A 13025-nucleotide genomic window follows, 5' to 3' on the forward strand; every position below is an offset into this window, starting at 1 on the left:
CGGCGGATGGAAAACGGGAAGGCAAGGGGACGGCGTGGCAGGGCAGGACGGGTCGGCGGCGGCACGGGCGGAGCGCACCAAGGTCGTCGAGGCCCGCAGGATCGTGGTCAAGATCGGCTCCTCGTCGCTCACCACCGCGGCGGGCGGGCTGGACGCCGACCGCGTCGACGCCCTCGTCGACGTCGTCGCCAAGGTCCTGGGCGCCGCCGGCAAGGGGGACGGGGACGAGGGCGGCGCGGCCGAGAAGGAGATCGTGCTGGTCTCCTCCGGCGCCATCGCCGCCGGTCTGGCGCCGTTGGGCCTGGACCGGCGCCCCCGTGACCTCGCCCGGCAACAGGCCGCCGCCAGCGTCGGCCAGGGCCTTCTGGTGGCCCGCTACACCGCCTCCTTCGCCCGCTACGGCCGGCGCGTCGGGCAGGTGCTGCTCACCACCGACGACACCAGCCGGCGCGCCCACTACCGCAACGCCACCCGCACCCTGGACCAGCTGCTGGCCATGGGCGCCGTCCCGATCGTCAACGAGAACGACACGGTCGCCACGGACGAGATCCGCTTCGGCGACAACGACCGGCTCGCCGCCCTGGTGGCCCATCTGGTCAAGGCCGATCTGCTGGTGCTGCTCTCCGACGTCGACGGCCTGTACGACGGCGATCCGTCGCTGCCCGGCACCAGCCGTATCGCCGAGGTACGGGGGCCGCGGGACCTCGACGGCGTCTCGATCGGCAGCGCGGGTCGGGCCGGGGTCGGCACCGGCGGCATGGTCACCAAGGTCGAGGCGGCCCGGATCGCCGCGGCGGCCGGCATCCCGGTGGTGCTGACCGCCGCCAGCCAGGCCGCCGACGCGCTGCTGGGCCGCGCCACCGGCACCTACTTCCACCCCACCGGCCGCCGCTCCCGGGACCGCCTGCTGTGGCTGGCGCACGCCTCCACCCCGCGCGGGGCGCTCACTCTCGACGACGGCGCGGTGCGGGCCGTCGTGGAGCGGCGTACCTCGCTGCTGCCGGCAGGTGTGGCGGCCGTCGAGGGCGACTTCACCGCCGGGGACCCGGTCGAGCTGCGGGACGCCCAGGGTCGGCCGATCGCCCGCGGCCTGGTCAACTTCGACGCCAAGGAGATCCCCCGGCTGCTCGGGCGCTCCACCCGCGACCTCGCGCGGGAGCTCGGTTCCGCCTATGAGCGGGAGATCGTGCACCGCGACGACCTGGTCGTGCTGCATCCCTGACGGGCGTCACCTCTCCGCCGCGAGGGGCGCCTCCCGCGACTGTGGTGGGCGCCACCGGGGCCACGGGTTCCGCCGACCCGGGCACCAGAGCGGTGAATCCCCGGAGACCTTCCGCAAAACCGCCCCGCGCTCGCCCCGGGACTGGTCAACTTTGTTTACGGGGCCGTATACGCGCAGCGCGGTCGGCTCCATGCCCGGAGAGAGCACCACAGCCTCCGTCCGCGCGCGGGCGGAGCGGCGATCGACAGGAGGCCGTCGGTGAGACGAGGGCGCCCGGGGGCGCTGCCCCGAGGGACGGCGGAGCGCACCCTGACCAGTGTCGGGAGCGGTGACGAGATCGGCGGGACGCGAAGCCGTACGGCGTCGGTGCCGAACGGGGACGGGCGCGAGGGCTCCCGGCTGTGGCACGTCACGCTCAGTCTGTCGGGCGCCGCGGCGCCCTTGGCGGAGGTCCGGCGGGCGCTGGAGCGGCTCGCCCACGACCACCCGTTCCTGCTCACCAGCCGCTATGCGAGCGACCACGCGGAGATTCGCTACTGGGAAGAGGCTCGGGACCTGCACGACGCGGCGGCGGTGGCGCTGCGGCTGTGGGGCGAGCACCGCTCCACAGCCAAGCTGCCGCCGTGGGAGATCGTCGGCCTCGAGGTGATCGACCGCGAGACGTACCACCAGCGGATAGCGGAGGGGTCCGGCCCGCTGGCCGCGTCCCCGGTCGGCGTGCACCCCTTCTGAGGCCAAGCCGTGCCCGTGCGGCCCAGGTCACGTCGTGGGGCGCGGGCCGCCCTCGGAGTCCTGCCTCGTGGGGCCCACCCGGTGAGGCCGTGTCCGTCGGGACGTGCCTCATGCGGCGTGTCTCATTATGGAGAACATCGTCTCGAAAGGCGGAATAGCGGGCGGTGTCGTCGCGGCGCCTCAGTAGGCTGCGGGCATGACCAGCGCATCCACCTCGCCGCTCGCCAACCCCTGGCCGAAGTCTCCGGTCCTCCAGGCCGCCTACCGGGCCCAGAGCGCGGCCGCCGATCTCGCCCCGCTGCCGCGCGCCGCCAAGGACGACGCCCTGCTGGCGATGGCCGACGCGCTGGAGGTCCGTACCAAGGAGATCGTCGAGGCCAACGCGGTCGACGTGGCGCGCGCCCGCGAGGCCGGCACCAGCGAGTCGATCGTCGACCGGCTGACCCTCACCCCCGAGCGGGTGCGGGCCATCGCCTCGGACGTGCGCGACGTGGTGGCGCTGCCGGACCCGGTCGGCGAGGTGGTGCGCGGCTCTACCCTGCCCAACGGGATCGACCTGCGCCAGGTCCGGGTCCCGCTCGGCGTCGTCGGCATCATCTACGAGGCCCGGCCGAACGTGACCGTCGACGCCGCCGCCCTCTGCCTCAAGTCGGGCAACGCCGTGCTGCTGCGCGGCTCTTCCTCCGCGTACCAGTCCAACAGCGCGCTGGTGACCGTGTTGCGCGACGCCGTCGGCGGGGCCGGACTGCCCGCCGACGCGGTGCAGTTGGTGCCCGGTGAGAGCCGCGAGTCGGTACGCGAGTTGATGCGCGCCCGCGGCCTGGTGGACGTGCTGATCCCGCGCGGCGGGGCCTCGCTCATCCGCACCGTCGTCGAGGAGTCCACCGTCCCGGTGATCGAGACCGGCACCGGCAACTGCCATGTGTACGTGGACGCCCAGGCCGACCTCGACACCGCGGTGCGGATCCTGGTCAACTCCAAGGCCCAGCGGCCGAGCGTGTGCAACGCCGCCGAGACGCTGCTGGTGCACCAGGACATCGCCGCCGAGTTCGTGCCCCGGGCGCTCGCGGCGCTGGCCGAGGCGGGGGTGACGGTGCACGCCGACGAGCGGATGCTGGCCCTGGCCGAGGACTCCCAGGCGACGGTCGTGCCGGCGGTCGTCGAGGACTGGGAGACCGAGTACCTCTCGTACGACATCGCGGCGGCCGTCGTCGACTCGCTGGACGCGGCCGTGCGACACATCCGGCTGTGGTCCTCCGGGCACACCGAGGCGATCGTCACCACGTCGCAGGAGGCGGCCCGCCGGTTCACCCGTCTGGTGGACTCCACGACGGTCGCGGTCAACGCCTCCACCCGCTTCACCGACGGCGGCCAGTTCGGCTTCGGCGCCGAGATCGGCATCTCCACGCAGAAGCTGCACGCGCGCGGCCCGATGGGCCTGCCGGAGCTGACCTCGACCAAGTACATCGTCACCGGCGACGGCCACACCCGCTGAGCCCGCGGGGAGCCGCCGGGGCGGTCGGCCGCCCCGGCGGTCGCACCCGTCCCGGACCCGTCCCGGACCGGTGCCCTCCGTTGCCCTGGACCCGCCCCGGGCAGGGCTGAATTCTTTTCCGCCCTGCCCAAATTGACCGCTCCGGTCTACCCTGATGGGGTGCCGGACGACGTGGGGGGCAGGCCGTTCCCGGACGGCGACGAGCCCGACGAGCGCAGCCACGGGGACGCGGAGGACGCCTTCGCCACCGTGATCTTCGACGAGGACTTCGTGCGGTCCGCGGAGATCCACGAGCCCACCGCGGTCGAGCGGATGCTGGCCGCCGCGCAGGCCCGCGCCGAGGCCGAGGCGTCGCGCCGGCGCAGCCGCGGCGGATCCGCCGACGACGAGCTCTACGACGAGGGGTACGGCCCCGACGGCGACTTCGGCTACGACCCCGACGACGAGCGCGGCGTCGACGACCGGTTCGGCCCCGGCCGGGACGCGGACGGCGACGAGGACGACGCCTTCGGCCCCTACGGGCGCTACGGCAGCGCCGGGCGCCCCTACCACGGCCATGCGCGCTGGCACCGCCCCGTCGCCTGGCTGCTCGCCGTGCTCATGGGCATCGGCGTGGTGGCCCTCGCCTTCGCCGCGGTCTACCGCGGCGCCTCCAGCGGCCGCCAGGACCCCGTCGCACCGCCCACGAGCACCGGCGTCGACAGCCCCTCCGGCGACCGTTCGGGCGCGCTGCCGTCCGTCTCCGCCTCCACCGGAGCGCCTCCGGCGTCCGCGGTGCAGCCCTCGCCCTGACCCCTCTCCCCGACCGTCCCGACCGTCCGGGAGACCACGCCGCGCGATGTCCCGCGACGGGCGCGGACCGCGCGGTGCGGCCTCCCTCGACCGGGCGGGTGCCCACGCTCCGGCTGGGTCGCGGACAGCCGCCGATCGGGCCGCCGACTTGGCCCCCGTGGCCCTCGCCGTGTGGCCTCCCTCGACCGGGCGGGTGTCCACGGATTCGGCCGTGTCGCCGACGGCCGCCGACCGTGTCGCCGACGGGCCGCTGGCCGTGTCGCCGACGGCCGCCGATCGGGCCGCCGACCCGGGTCCCCGTGGCCCTCGCCGCGTGGCCTCCCTCGACCCGGCCGGTGCCCACGGATCGGGCCGTGTCGCCGACGGGCCGCCGATCGCCGACAGCCGCCGACCGGGTCCCGCGGCCCTCGCCGGCCGGACCCCGGTCCCGCCCGCGCGACCCTCCTCGCCTGGACGAGACTCCGGCCGCCGCGCGATGTTCCCCGAGCCGCTCCGGCCGTGTCGCCCGGCGTTTCCGGGGCCGTTCCGGCCGCGTCGTCCGGCCCGTCCGAGATGGTCACCCGCACCGCGTTTACCGTCGGCCTTCGCGACCTACTCTTGTGTTATGGCCGGGCGTGGAGAGCCTCCCGAGGGGACACCCGAGGGCGTCCCGGGAGGTGCTGACGACGAGTACCGTTCCGTCGTCTTCGACGAGGACTTCGTGCGGGCTGCCCGCCTCCAGGAGTTCTCGGCCGAGGAGCGAAAGGGTGACCACGCGCCTGCCGTCCGTAGTCGGCACCTCTGGTCCCGCGCGAGGGCCTCCCGGCAGGCCGTCGTCCTGGTCATCCTCATAGCCGCGGCCTTCGCGGCGGCCGTCTACATGGGCGTGCGCCACCCCTACCAGGAACCCCGCCCGCGGCCCGTCGAGACGCTGCGCAGCACCGTGATCCCGCTCGCCCCCGCCGACCCGGTGCCCGGCGGATCGCCGGCCGACCTGTTCCGGCACAGCCGCGCCGACCAGTATCGCGGCGGCGCCGACGGCGTCACCCTGCCGCCCGCGCGGCGCACCGACAACTTCTCCGAGAGCCAGGTGATGAGCGCGCTCACCACCGCCAGGGACTACGTGGTGGCGTCCGCCGTCGACCGTGAAGTGGTCCGGGGCGCCGCCACCCAGCCGGTGCGGCTGCTCCTCGACGCGGCCCAGTACGGGCAGTTCGAGCAGAGCCTGGAGCGCCCCACCGCCGACGGGCGGCACGCCGTCACCGGCTGGTTGATCCGGTTCGACCCGGCCCAGGTGGCGCTCGCCGACGAGCCGGTGCGGGTGCGCGGCACCCTCACCGTCAGCGAGGCCACCTCCAGCGCGCTGGAGGTCACCGCCGCGCACACCTACGTCTACGCCGTGCGGCCGGCGGGCGCCGACACGTCCGCGCCCGCCTCGCTGTACACCGTGCGCCGCGAGCTCCGGCTGCGCCTGGACCACGAAGACCTCCGCGACCACCGCGTCGAGGTCGTCCAGAGCCGGGTCCAGGCCGGCCCCCAGTCCTGCGCCGCCAACTCCGCCGCGTACCTGAGGCCGCTGCTGGCCGGCCAGCGGGCCGGCTCGGAGGCCCCCAGCCCCACCGACCCCTTCGCCCTCAGCCAGGACGCCCCGCTCGCCGCCTGCGGTCTGCTGGCCCCCAGCGCCCAGCCCAGCGGCCTCCCGGCCGGGGCCGACGGATGACGAGGACCCACGTCATCCGCCCCCACGTCATACGCCCCCGCACCATGCGCCACCGCGCCAGCCACCGCGCCATGCGACCCCCGCACCACGCGACCCCGCGTTCTTCGCCGCGACGGCGCGGGAGCTCAGAGGCGCGGGCGCTACGAGGGGTCGGGCCCCTTGTCCGACGACGTGCCCCCGGCGCCCCCTCCGGCGCTGAACCGGTCCCGCAGTCGGCCGCCCAGGTCCCCCGCGCCGCCGGCGACGTCGCGGACGAACCCCATCAGCGGATCCTTGCTCCTGCGGACGGAGTCGGCGTAGTGGGCGGCGGACTCCTTGAAGGAGTCGGTCACCGAGGTGTTCCCGTCCTCGTCGCGCCTCGGGTAGTGGCCATCCATGATCCGCTGGTAGTCGCGGCCGGTGGCCCACTTCTTCAGCTCGGCGGCGCGCACGGTGGTGAACGGGTGGCTGCGCGGCAGCAGATTCATGATCTTCAGCACCGAATCCCGCAGGTCGCCGCCCGCCTCGTACTCCTCGGCCTGCTCCAGGAACGCGTCGACGTTCATCTCGTGCAGATGGTGGCCGCCGGCCAGCTTCATCAGCCCGCGCATCGAGGCCCGCAGATCCTGCCCCACCAGCAGCCCCGCGCGGTCCGCGGACAGCTCCGACTTGCGGAACCACTCCCGCAGCGCCGTGACGATCGCCATCACCGCGACGTTGCCCAGCGGGATCCAGGCGACCTTGAGCGCGAAGTTGGTGAGGAACAGCAGGACCGTCCGGTAGACGGCGTGGCCGGACAGGGCGTGCCCCACCTCGTGGCCGACGACCGCCCGCATCTCCTCCTCGTCGAGCAGTTCCACCAGGCCGGTGGTCATCACGATCATCGGCTCGTCCAGGCCGATGCACATCGCGTTCGGGCGTGGGTCCTGGGTGACGTACATGGCCGGGACCTTCGGCAGGTCCAGGACGTAACAGGCGTCCCGCAGCATGTCGTTGAGGTGCGCGAACTGCCGGTCGCTCACCCGCACCGAGTCGGACAGGTACAGCAGCCGCAGACTGCGCTCCGGCAGCAGCCCGCTGAGCGTCTTGAAGACGGTGTCGAAGCCGCTCAGCCTGCGCAGCGCCACCAGCGCCGAGCGGTCCGCGGGATGTTCGTACGCGCGGGACGAGATGCCCGGGAAACGTCGTCGCTCGCCGCCGGGCGGGTTCTCCCGGCCCGTGGTGCCGGTGCTGCTGTCGCTCATCGAAACCCCCTACGAGTGGGCTGTCGGCGCCGCTGCGCCCCGCTGCGGCCGCGCCGCGGCCGTGGTCCCGTCCCCCGACATGCCCCCACCCTAGGTCCTCGGGGCGGAGTGGTTACCGTGGAGGCATGCCCGAGATGACTGGTGTGGCCGCCGTGACCACCGAACTGCTCGCCGCCACCTCCAAGGACCAGGGACCCGGCTGGATTCTCCGCACGGTCATCGTGGTCGGCGTCGTGGGAGCCGTGCTGCTGGGGTGGTTCCTGCTGAGGGGGTACGGCGGGCGGGACTGACGCAGGGACACCGCATACGATGTGGCAGACGACTTCGCCCGCTCACATCCTGGATAGGTCCTGGCGACGATGACCGCTTACAGCACCGCGCACACCCTGGCCACCCTCGCCTCCGGTGGCGAGCACGTGGACACCCACCAGAGCATCAGCCCCTATGTGACCGGCGGCGGTGCGCTCGTCGTGCTGCTCCTGATGCTGTGGATCACCACCCGCTTCAACCGGGACCGCTGAGCCGGGACCACACGGCCGCTGCGCCGCGGTGGGCCCCGTAGAGCCTGGTCGTGCGGTCGCGCACGACCACCTGCGGCCTTGGCCGTCCACCGCGCGCAGTAGGGTCTGCACGCATGGGAGAGCAGAGAGGGCCCGCGAAGCGGCGGCTCGGTGTCATGGGTGGGACGTTCGACCCCATCCACCACGGTCACCTGGTCGCGGCCAGCGAGGTGGCCGCGCAGTTCCACCTCGACGAGGTGGTGTTCGTGCCCACCGGGCAGCCGTGGCAGAAGAGCCACAAGAAGGTGTCCCCGGCGGAGGACCGCTACCTGATGACGGTGATCGCCACCGCCTCCAACCCCCAGTTCTCCGTCAGCCGCATCGACATCGACCGCGGCGGTCCCACGTACACCACCGACACCCTGCGCGATCTGCGCGCGGAGAACGGTGACGCGGACCTGTTCTTCATCACCGGCGCGGACGCGTTGGCGCAGATCCTCACCTGGCGGGACGCCGAGGAGCTGTTCTCCCTGGCCCACTTCATCGGGGTGACCCGGCCCGGGCACATACTGGCCGATCCCGGCTTCCCGGCCGGCGGTGTCTCCCTGGTCGAGGTGCCGGCGCTGGCGATCTCCTCCTCCGACTGCCGCGCCCGGGTCGCCAAGGGCGAACCGGTCTGGTATCTGGTGCCGGACGGTGTGGTGCGCTACATCGACAAGCGCGAGCTGTACCGGCACGACTGCTGAAGGGGCACCCCCGGTGAACGACGGACAGGACCCGTACGCACCGCAGGATCCGTACGGCGGGCAACCGCAACCGCAACCGCAGGCGTACGGCTACGACGCCTACGGCCGACCGGTGTACCAGCAGCCGCAGGCGGTGCGGCAGGACGCGCAGCAGCCACCGCAGCCACCGCAGCCACCGCGGACGTACGACCCGTATGCCTCCTACGGCCCGTACGAGGCATACGGCCAGCAGGTGCCCCAGCAGTACGACCCGTACGGCGCCGACGGCTATGGCCAGCGCGCCCCCGGCCCGGACGGCTACGGCGGGCAGGGGCAGCAGCAGCCGCAGTCCTACACCGGGTCCCAGAACCCCGCCTACGCCCCGCAGGGGTATCCGCGGCAGGGCTACCCCCAGCAGGGCGCCGGAGGGCCGGAATACGCGCCCTACGGGGCCGCGGGGGCGGCTGAGGCGGGAGTCGCCGGGGCTACCGGGGTCGCCGGGGCCACGGGAGCCGCCGGGGCGACGCGGCAGCAGCCCGTCGTGCCGCCGCAGCGCGAGGAGGAGCCCCGTCCCGGCTCAGGCGCCGTCAGGGAGCCCCGCGCGGGCGGGCGCCGGCGCTCCGCCGGGCCCGGGCAGGAGTCGGCCCGGGAGCCCGAGGCCGGGCCGTACCGCACCGAGCAGTTCTCCTTCCTCGAAGAGCCCGACGAGGACTCCGAGGACGTCATCGACTGGCTGAAGTTCGCCGAGACCCGCACCGAGCGGCGCGACGAGCGCAAGCGCAAGGCCCGCAACCGCGTGATCGCGCTGGTGGTCGTGCTGGCGCTGGCAGCGGTCGGCGGCGTCGGCTATCTCTGGTACGCGGGCAAGCTTCCGGGCCTCGGCGGCGGCGAGGAGAAGGCCGCCCAGGCGGGCGGCCCGCAGCAGCGCGACGTGATCGTGGTCCATCTGAAGGAGACCCGGGGCGGCGACAGCTCCACGGCGCTCCTCGTGGCCAACGAGACCACCAAGAAGGGCACCACCGTCCTGCTGCCGAACGCGCTCGCCGTCGCCACCGAGGACGGTGGTTCCACGACGCTCGGCAAGTCGGTGGAGGACGAGGGCACGGACGCGACGCGCGACGCCCTCTCCACCCTGCTGGGCGCGAAGATCGAGGGCACCTGGCAGCTGCACACGCCCTACCTGGAGAACCTGGTCGAGCTGGTCGGCGGCATCGCCCTGGACACCGATGTGACCGTCCCCTCCCCGAAGAAGGGCGAGGGCCCGCTGGTCAAGCCGGGCAAGGAGCAGTCGCTCAACGGGCGCGCGGCGGTCGCGTACGCCACCCACCGTGAGCCGGCCGAGCCGCAGACCAAGCAGCTGGCCCGGTTCGGCCAGGTCATGCAGGCCGTTCTGAAGAAGCTCTCCAGCGACGCGGACGACGCGACCGTCACCGTGCAGTCGCTCGCCCAGATCCCGGACCCCTCGCTCACCGAGAAGCAGCTCGGCGCCTCCCTGGCCGGCCTCGCCGAGCAGGCCAAGACCGGCTCGTACGCCACCACGCTGCTGCCGGTGCGGCAGGACGGGACGCTCAGCGAACAGGCCACCGAGCAGATGGTGAAGGACATCCTCGGCGGCACCGTCAAGAACACCGACCCGGGCGGGGCGCCGCGGGTCAGCGTGCGCGACGCCAGCGGCAAGGAGGGCACCGCCAGTGCCGCCCAGGTCGCGCTGGTCAACGGTGGCTTCACGGTCGTCGCCGCCGGCAACACCGGCGGTCCGCAGCCGGCCTCCAGCGTCACCTACGCCGACGAGCGGCAGGCCGAGCAGGCCCAGGAGGTCGCCAAGACCCTGGGGCTGCCGGTGACCGCCGTGAAGAAGGGCAAGGGGGCCTCCAACGCCGACGTCACGGTGGTCCTGGGCAAGGACTACAAGGGTTCGGTGGGCTGAGCCCGGGAGCCCTGACGCGCCGCGCCGGGGGCCCCGCGAGGCCCCCGGAGGGAACGGGACATCTGGAGGCGCGGTCCGCGCGGGGACCGCGCCTTCGGCGCTCTCGCCCGGCGTGCCGCCGGCTGGCCCGGGTCGGTCGAGGGGGATGGCGGTGCGCGCGGGGTCCACTCCGCGCGGTGGAGCCTGAGGGCGTGCGCGTGTCCTCGCGCGAGGTGGCCCCTGTCAGCTGCGTCGCGCGCGTCACCGCGCGGTGTGGCCCCGCCGAACAAACGGCTGGCGGAGGTGAGGGTGGGCCGTGAGACCCTTGAGGTACCACATCCCGCCGACGGGTCGTACGCGTGTGCGAGTCGTTCGGTGGTCCGGACCTGCCGGACATCTCCACATCGACCCCGAGCCGAAAGCCTGCTTGTGACCGCCACGGACCGCTCCATCGAGCTCATCAACGCCGCCGCGCAGGCGGCCGCCGACAAGCTCGCGCACGACATCATCGCGTACGACGTCAGCGACGTGCTCTCCATCACCGACGCCTTCCTGCTGGCCTCGGCCCCCAACGACCGCCAGGTCAAGTCGATCGTCGACGAGATCGAGGAGCGGCTGAACAAGGAGCTGAACGCGAAGCCGGTCCGCCGCGAGGGCGACCGCGAGGCCCGCTGGGTGCTGCTGGACTACGTCGACATCGTCGTCCACGTCCAGCACAGCGAGGAGCGGGTCTTCTACGCCCTGGAGCGGCTGTGGAAGGACTGCCCGCAGCTGGAGCTGCCCGCCGACGCCGTCGCGACCCGCGGCAAGGCGGCGGAGTACGCCCAGGCCCAGGCCGCGGCCGGGGACGGCGGCCCGGACGGTGATTTCCGCTGAACGGAAGCAAGGGCGGTCGCGGCCGTCGCATCGTGCTGTGGCGACACGGCCAGACCTCCTGGAACCTGGAGCGCCGCTTCCAGGGCTCCACGGACATCGAGCTGACCGAGACCGGCGTCGCGCAGGCGCGCCGGGCCGCCCGACTGCTGGCCGCGATGAAGCCGGACGCGATCATCGCCTCCGACCTCAAGCGGGCCACGGCCACCGCGGCCGAGCTCGCGGCCGTCACCGGCCTGGAGGTCGCGCACGACGCCGGGCTCCGGGAGACCTACGCCGGCCACTGGCAGGGGCTCACGCACGAGGAGATCATCGAGCGCTTCGGCGAGCAGTACGCCGCGTGGAAGCGCGGTGAGCCCGTGCGGCGCGGTGGCGGCGAGCTGGAGACCGAGGTCGCCGACCGGGCGGCGCCGGTGGTCCGCGCCGCCGCCGACAAGCTGCCGGACGGCGGCACGCTGGTGGTGGTCAGCCACGGCGGCACCATCCGCACCACCATCGGTCGGCTGCTCGGGCTGGACTCCCACTCCTGGGAGGCGCTCGGCGGGCTGACCAACTGCTGCTGGTCGGTGCTGGGCGAGGGCGCGCGCGGCTGGCGCCTGCTGGAGCACAACGCCGGCACGCTGCCGGAGCCGGTGCTCGGCGACGACGTCTGACCCCGGGCAGGCCCTCCGACCACGGTCCCGGAGGGCCTCCGGACGCCGGATTTCACTTTCTGGCGGTGCACAGGCTAAAGTTCTTCTTGTTCGCAGGGACGGCGGGGAAAACCCCGACGAAACCAAAGAACAGCGGGGCTATAGCTCAGTTGGTAGAGCGCTTGCATGGCATGCAAGAGGTCAGGAGTTCAATTCTCCTTAGCTCCACAATCAAGATCCCGCCCCTTCGGGGGCGGGATCTTCTACGTATGCGGCCGCACCCTATGGGCTCACGCCGTCGTCGCCCGCGCCGACGCGGGCGAAGGCGCCTGCTCCGGCTCCGGCTCCGGACGCAGCCTCCGCAGCCGGCTCAGCCGCTCCCAGCTCTCCGCGTCGTTCGGGGTGTAGACGACGATCCGGTTCTCCGGCATCCCGTTGATCGACAAGGAGACCGAGGTCATCCGCAGCCGGTCGACGTCGGGGTGCCAGAAGGTCTTCACCCGCGGGCCCGGCTCGACGACGTCGCCGCTCCGCCACAGCTCGGCGAAGCGCGGGCTGGCCGCCGACAGCCCGCGGACGAAGTCCTCCCAGGCGGGCTCGCCCACATGGCGCCCGTAGGCGCTGCGCAAGGTCGCCACCATCACCGGCAGCTCCCTGTCCCGGTAGACGAGCGGACAGGCGCTCACGTCGACGGTGAAGAGCATCCACAGCACGTTGCGCACCCGCCCCTCGCGGAGCAGGGGCACGTCGAACAGATGGCGGTAGGCGGGGTTGGTCGCGAGGATGTCGTACCGCGCGTTGTAGACCACCGCCGGATGCGGGTCGAGCGCGTCGATGATGCCCTGGACCTCGGCGCCGACCTGCCGCGCGTCCCCGATCGGGCCGGGCGCGTACGCCACCTCCGCCAGGTGGTACAGGTGCTCGCGCTCGGTGGCGTCCAGCCGCAGGGTGCGCGCCACCGCGTCCAGTACCTGGGAGGACGCGTTGATCGGGCGGCCCTGCTCCAGCCATGTGTACCAGGTGACGCCGACGCCGGAGAGCTGTGCCACCTCCTCGCGGCGCAGCCCCGGGGTGCGGCGGCGCAACCCGGGCGGCATCCCCACGTCCTGCGGGGTCACCCGCGCTCGGCGGCTCCGCAGGAAGGCGGCCAATTCCGGTCGGCGGCGCTGTGGTGTGCTGGCCATCGTCGTCACATCCCCCATCGTTGACGCTGTGTTCGGACCCTG

The 13025-nt window shown here is 73.4% G+C and carries 13 protein-coding genes and 1 tRNA gene; 12 read left to right on the forward strand and 2 right to left on the reverse strand.

What is annotated here, in order from left to right; translation table 11 throughout:
* Nucleotides 1–34: 34 nt before the first annotated feature.
* The 5 genes from proB (at nucleotide 35) to CD790_RS14380 (ending at nucleotide 5940) form a co-directional block, all read left to right on the forward strand.
* Nucleotides 35–1222 carry a glutamate 5-kinase gene (gene proB, locus CD790_RS14360; protein ID WP_144383591.1) on the forward strand — a complete coding sequence of 396 codons (1188 nt, stop codon included), beginning with the start codon at nucleotides 35–37 and terminating at the stop codon, nucleotides 1220–1222.
* A 258-nt stretch (nucleotides 1223–1480) separates the two neighbouring features.
* Nucleotides 1481–1954, forward strand: coding sequence for a hypothetical protein (locus CD790_RS14365; RefSeq protein WP_144383592.1), 474 nt, complete (start codon nucleotides 1481–1483; stop codon nucleotides 1952–1954).
* 196 nt (nucleotides 1955–2150) lie between these two features.
* A complete protein-coding gene (locus CD790_RS14370) occupies nucleotides 2151–3449 on the forward strand; it encodes a glutamate-5-semialdehyde dehydrogenase (protein ID WP_144383593.1) in 1299 nt (432 codons plus the stop codon).
* Between the two features lie 159 nt (nucleotides 3450–3608).
* On the forward strand, nucleotides 3609–4241 hold the full coding sequence (locus tag CD790_RS14375; protein ID WP_144383594.1) for a hypothetical protein: 633 nt from the start codon (nucleotides 3609–3611) through the stop codon (nucleotides 4239–4241).
* A 604-nt stretch (nucleotides 4242–4845) separates the two neighbouring features.
* Nucleotides 4846–5940 carry a hypothetical protein gene (locus tag CD790_RS14380; RefSeq protein WP_144383595.1) on the forward strand — a complete coding sequence of 365 codons (1095 nt, stop codon included), beginning with the start codon at nucleotides 4846–4848 and terminating at the stop codon, nucleotides 5938–5940.
* Between the two features lie 140 nt (nucleotides 5941–6080).
* Here the strand turns inward: CD790_RS14380 and CD790_RS14385 are convergent, their stop codons facing one another.
* Complete coding sequence (locus CD790_RS14385; RefSeq protein WP_144383596.1) at nucleotides 6081–7163, reverse strand: M48 family metallopeptidase; 1083 nt, start codon at nucleotides 7161–7163, stop codon at nucleotides 6081–6083.
* A gap of 125 nt (nucleotides 7164–7288) precedes the next feature.
* Between CD790_RS14385 and CD790_RS34600 the strand changes: the two genes are divergently transcribed.
* The 7 genes from CD790_RS34600 to CD790_RS14410 all read left to right on the forward strand — a co-directional run bounded on the left by CD790_RS34600 (nucleotide 7289) and on the right by CD790_RS14410 (nucleotide 12027).
* A complete protein-coding gene (locus CD790_RS34600) occupies nucleotides 7289–7453 on the forward strand; it encodes a hypothetical protein (RefSeq protein ID WP_186319035.1) in 165 nt (54 codons plus the stop codon).
* Nucleotides 7454–7522: 69 nt separating this feature from the next.
* Nucleotides 7523–7684, forward strand: a complete 162-nt coding sequence (locus CD790_RS34605) for a hypothetical protein (RefSeq protein WP_186319014.1) — start codon at nucleotides 7523–7525, stop codon at nucleotides 7682–7684.
* 113 nt (nucleotides 7685–7797) lie between these two features.
* Entirely contained in the window at nucleotides 7798–8409 is a 612-nt protein-coding gene (gene nadD / locus CD790_RS14390) for a nicotinate-nucleotide adenylyltransferase (RefSeq protein WP_144383597.1), read from the forward strand.
* Between the two features lie 13 nt (nucleotides 8410–8422).
* Entirely contained in the window at nucleotides 8423–10315 is a 1893-nt protein-coding gene (locus tag CD790_RS14395) for an LCP family protein (protein ID WP_144383598.1), read from the forward strand.
* Nucleotides 10316–10723: 408 nt separating this feature from the next.
* A complete protein-coding gene (gene rsfS / locus CD790_RS14400) occupies nucleotides 10724–11170 on the forward strand; it encodes a ribosome silencing factor (RefSeq protein ID WP_144383599.1) in 447 nt (148 codons plus the stop codon).
* Complete coding sequence (locus CD790_RS14405) at nucleotides 11167–11820, forward strand: histidine phosphatase family protein (protein ID WP_144383600.1); 654 nt, start codon at nucleotides 11167–11169, stop codon at nucleotides 11818–11820. Before rsfS ends, CD790_RS14405 begins: the two co-directional genes overlap by 4 nt.
* Nucleotides 11821–11954: 134 nt before the next feature.
* Nucleotides 11955–12027 (forward strand) — tRNA-Ala (locus CD790_RS14410).
* 62 nt (nucleotides 12028–12089) lie between these two features.
* On the opposite strand, the gene CD790_RS14415 is transcribed toward CD790_RS14410, so the two are convergent.
* The gene (locus CD790_RS14415; RefSeq protein WP_144383601.1) at nucleotides 12090–13001 is read right to left on the reverse strand and encodes a helix-turn-helix transcriptional regulator; all 912 of its coding nucleotides are present in this window, start codon (nucleotides 12999–13001) and stop codon (nucleotides 12090–12092) included.
* Between the last annotated feature and the right edge of the window lie 24 nt (nucleotides 13002–13025).

It is taken from the genome of Streptomyces sp. SAJ15 (assembly GCF_007595705.1).
GTDB lineage: Bacteria > Actinomycetota > Actinomycetes > Streptomycetales > Streptomycetaceae > Streptomyces.

Bases quoted from the DNA above. Each gene is read 5' to 3' on its own strand.
- CD790_RS14385 (WP_144383596.1), bottom strand. From the start codon at position 7,163: ATGAGCGACAGCAGCACCGGCACCACGGGCCGGGAGAACCCGCCCGGC.
- CD790_RS14370 (WP_144383593.1), top strand. From the start codon at position 2,151: ATGACCAGCGCATCCACCTCGCCGCTCGCCAACCCCTGGCCGAAGTCT.
- CD790_RS14415 (WP_144383601.1), bottom strand. From the start codon at position 13,001: ATGGGGGATGTGACGACGATGGCCAGCACACCACAGCGCCGCCGACCG.
- CD790_RS34605 (WP_186319014.1), top strand. From the start codon at position 7,523: ATGACCGCTTACAGCACCGCGCACACCCTGGCCACCCTCGCCTCCGGT.
- nadD (WP_144383597.1), top strand. From the start codon at position 7,798: ATGGGAGAGCAGAGAGGGCCCGCGAAGCGGCGGCTCGGTGTCATGGGT.
- CD790_RS34600 (WP_186319035.1), top strand. From the start codon at position 7,289: ATGCCCGAGATGACTGGTGTGGCCGCCGTGACCACCGAACTGCTCGCC.
- CD790_RS14380 (WP_144383595.1), top strand. From the start codon at position 4,846: ATGGCCGGGCGTGGAGAGCCTCCCGAGGGGACACCCGAGGGCGTCCCG.